At 34.5% G+C, this 3,126-nt stretch carries 4 protein-coding genes and 1 pseudogene; all 5 read right to left on the bottom strand.

All coding sequences use genetic code 11. From position 1 onward, the window contains the following. Positions 1-279: 279 nt before the first annotated feature. A pseudogene (locus tag IQ242_RS20820) lies at positions 280-435 on the bottom strand (type II toxin-antitoxin system PemK/MazF family toxin); the annotation flags it as partial. Beyond that, on the bottom strand, positions 428-652 hold the full coding sequence (locus IQ242_RS20815) for a hypothetical protein (RefSeq protein WP_052278377.1): 225 nt from the start codon (positions 650-652) through the stop codon (positions 428-430). The gene IQ242_RS20815 and the pseudogene IQ242_RS20820, both read right to left, overlap by 8 nt. Before the next feature lie 229 nt (positions 653-881). Next, complete coding sequence (locus tag IQ242_RS20810; RefSeq protein ID WP_193961259.1) at positions 882-1,892, bottom strand: adenine-specific methyltransferase EcoRI family protein; 1,011 nt, start codon at positions 1,890-1,892, stop codon at positions 882-884. 37 nt (positions 1,893-1,929) lie between these two features. Continuing rightward, positions 1,930-2,136 carry an EcoRI family type II restriction endonuclease gene (locus IQ242_RS26825; RefSeq protein WP_255520691.1) on the bottom strand — a complete coding sequence of 69 codons (207 nt, stop codon included), beginning with the start codon at positions 2,134-2,136 and terminating at the stop codon, positions 1,930-1,932. 31 nt (positions 2,137-2,167) lie between these two features. Then, complete coding sequence (locus tag IQ242_RS20805) at positions 2,168-2,860, bottom strand: EcoRI family type II restriction endonuclease (RefSeq protein WP_255520690.1); 693 nt, start codon at positions 2,858-2,860, stop codon at positions 2,168-2,170. Positions 2,861-3,126: the final 266 nt, after the last annotated feature.

The following is a 3,126-nucleotide window of genomic DNA, read 5'->3' as shown; positions in this document are numbered from 1 at the left end:
TAATACCATTTTTCTAAAGTAATGGCAGAGATGGTTAATCGCCCTCACCCCTAACCCCCCACCCCCCCGATGTCGGGGGGGCAAGGGGGGGTAAGATACCTGCCAAGAATAAAGAAAAATGGTATAAGGAGACAGGAGACTCCGAGACAGGAGACAGGAGGAGAAAAAAGACAATAGACAACTATCCTATCCATAAAACCTGAGATTATGTCCAATTTATCGGAGCTTTTAGATATTTTGACCCGATAGCGCCTCGATAACTTACTTTTGCAGGAGGTCTAATGGAGCAACTACTGTCGTTGTTCCATTTTGATTGCCAATATCGTTTTGTAAAATCAGGCAAGGATGTTCTTTATCGGTTTCATGACCAACAACGGGTTTCAGATCGATCCACCAGATCTCTCCTCGCTTATAGGTTAGTCTTCCATTAGGCATTTAGACCGTCGCCCACTGCAATATCCCAAACAGAGATTTCTGCTTGCATCTCTGGATCATTGGCCTGATCTTTATAAGCTTCTTCTAGCTCTTTCATAAAAACCCTTCTCTTCTCTTGCCAGAGAACATCATTTATAAAGCTGCTACGATTGCTTGCTAGTCGATCTACAAATTCCAAAACTTCGTCGTCTAAGGTTATGCTAACTTTCTTACTCATTGCCATCAACTGTTTACGACAGCCTGGTAGCATTAGATCATCATACTAACTAATCCTACATTAATTGTCAATGCCTGCCTCTGATCTGTAAGTAGATTGAATGCCTAACGACATCTAGGGGTGCTACCCAGTGCCTTCGACATCGCACTAGCTTTGGAGCATAACGATCGAGTTCACCTATATTTTGGATCGTAGCGGAAAAATGTCAGGTACAACGATTTGTTATACATTATCTTTCTTTGTCAGTTAAATCAATATATTCAGTTTGTATTCGTTTATTCTTGATTAGTATTCTAAAATACGGACATTTCCCATTTACTGATAAATCTTTATCATCATTCCCTTTCCTGAACTTAATTATTTCAAATTGGTCGGGATTAAATTTATGTAAAAATGTTATTGGCACCCCCATATATCCCTTATAGTCTATTGGTATATCTTGTGTTTTATTAACATTAATTCCATCATAATTGTCATATTTTGGATATTGAACTTCGTTGCCAAAATATCTTTTTGTGAGTTCTATATCTTCGTGCCGCTTAAAATTATCTAAATTAGTAAGCCATAAACAATTGTTCGGTGAGATTATTCTATTACCAGAGTTATCTATTCGAGTTTCTGTTCCATATAGTTCATAGTGTTCAGGTACAATAAAACCTGAAATACCTCTACCAAGATTTATTCCTAACCACGCCTTGTTTTCTTTAATAAGTTTGAAAATTTCTTTATAGGTTATTGCATTAATATTTCCAATTATCAAAAACTTTTTATCGTATTTAACCAATTGAGCTACATACTCTCTGAATAATGAAAATGGGGGATTGGTAACAACAATATCGGACTGCTTTAATAGTTCAATGCTTTCCGAACTACGAAAATCACCATCTCCATTAAAGTAAACTAGGTCAGTTGAACTTGGTTTGTTTTTTTCGCCTTCTGTACCTGTATATTCAAAGAAAAAACCTTTTTCATCTTCTTCTGTATTAAATAAATTTTTTACTTGCTCTCTATAACAAGATGTTATTATTTTTTTAAGACCTAATTCATTGAAATTTGAGGTAAAATAATTAAAAAAGTTACTAATTCGGGGGTCATCGCAATTGCAATAAACTACTTGATTTTCAAAATGACTTTTATAATGCTGTAATTCGCTTTCTATATCTGAAAGCTGTGTATAAAACTCATCACTTTTTGATTTTTTAGCTTTTTGTAATAATTCGTTTGTTGCATTTCTTGCCATTTTCAACCTATTTTGATTTAATAAATCTTTGTTTTAGTTATTTACTTTTGGTTATCTGATTAAATATCTCACTGCCTAATACTTTAAGAGATGTTTTAGAAATTTCAAGCATAATATCAAACATTTTTTTGACATCCCATTTTTCGCCATTTCCTTGTGTGTATATAGAAGTTGCTTGAAGCATAATTGTTTTATCTTTATGCTTGACAAACTTATTTTTACACAAATTGGGATTAATGGGCATTCCATAATTTGCAGAAGTTAACCTATCTAATCTATAGCGGTTCTCGCATCTGTGCGGCACAGTTAAACCTTTGCTGATTAAGCTGTTCAGGATATGGAATGTACCTCTTGTGAATCAGAAACGCTATATTTAGCGTTCCTGAATTGTATTCAAGCGTTACAAACCTTCCGTCGGGTCTTTTAATTGAAATAGTTTCTGTTAAAAAATTTGAGCCTTCCAGAAATAATACATAGGGAAAATGAGATTCAGATAACATCAAATTAGCGATTTCAGATATGTTTTTATGGGATCTTTCTATCGCATTACCGGCAGCCATCAAATCTTGATCATTTTTTGCTCCTACAAGTTTTCCTGCTTTGATGTTTTCAATGTCTTTCCCCTGATGTTTAGCTTCCGAAACTAAAACGATTCTCCAATTACCGTTATCATCTTTTACTTCTATTATTCCACCATCGGGTATAATACTTGAGTTTGATACAAAAAGTGTTTGTCCTAATTCAGGGTCAATTTTCTTTAATGCTTCGTTTATTTCTTCTTTTTTTATGCTCTTTTTGTATTGAAAAGATAATTGAGGAAACTCCTTTTCAAGCTGTTCAATTACAAAAAGTGAAATTTTTCCAACAGTTATGTCGTGTGATTTTACTTCATCTCCAAATATACCAACTACACCTTTAGACTCTTTATATTGATTCGTTAATCTTTTTGATTGATTCTTTTTAGTCATATTGTGACTTTTCTTTACTTAAATCTGCCACTTTCTGCTACAGATAATGTATGTATACCTGGACTTCCCCGTTGACAAAAAGCCATAACCTATGCCGTAGAAGGGATTAAGAGAATTTCCATCGCCCCGTTACTGGGTACAAATCAGGGAAACTCCCAATAAATCTAACGCTTTTTGTTGCAGTTGGGTCGGTCGAGTTATCTTAGAAAAACGATAACTTCCCTCTCTAATCGTACATTCCACTGTATTCAAGCAAATTGTCCCCA

Origin of the sequence: Microcystis sp. LEGE 08355 (genome assembly GCF_015207185.1) — a bacterium.
GTDB lineage: Bacteria > Cyanobacteriota > Cyanobacteriia > Cyanobacteriales > Microcystaceae > Microcystis > Microcystis panniformis.
The sequence above is the reverse complement of the archived record's forward strand: the minus strand, read 5'-3'. Positions and strand labels throughout refer to the sequence as shown.

What these genes read in the sequence shown, in the direction of transcription:
- IQ242_RS20815 (WP_052278377.1), bottom strand. Translation starts at nt 652, where the DNA reads ATGAGTAAGAAAGTTAGCATAACCTTAGACGACGAAGTTTTGGAATTT.
- IQ242_RS20805 (WP_255520690.1), bottom strand. Translation starts at nt 2,860, where the DNA reads ATGACTAAAAAGAATCAATCAAAAAGATTAACGAATCAATATAAAGAG.
- IQ242_RS26825 (WP_255520691.1), bottom strand. Translation starts at nt 2,136, where the DNA reads ATGCCCATTAATCCCAATTTGTGTAAAAATAAGTTTGTCAAGCATAAA.
- IQ242_RS20810 (WP_193961259.1), bottom strand. Translation starts at nt 1,892, where the DNA reads ATGGCAAGAAATGCAACAAACGAATTATTACAAAAAGCTAAAAAATCA.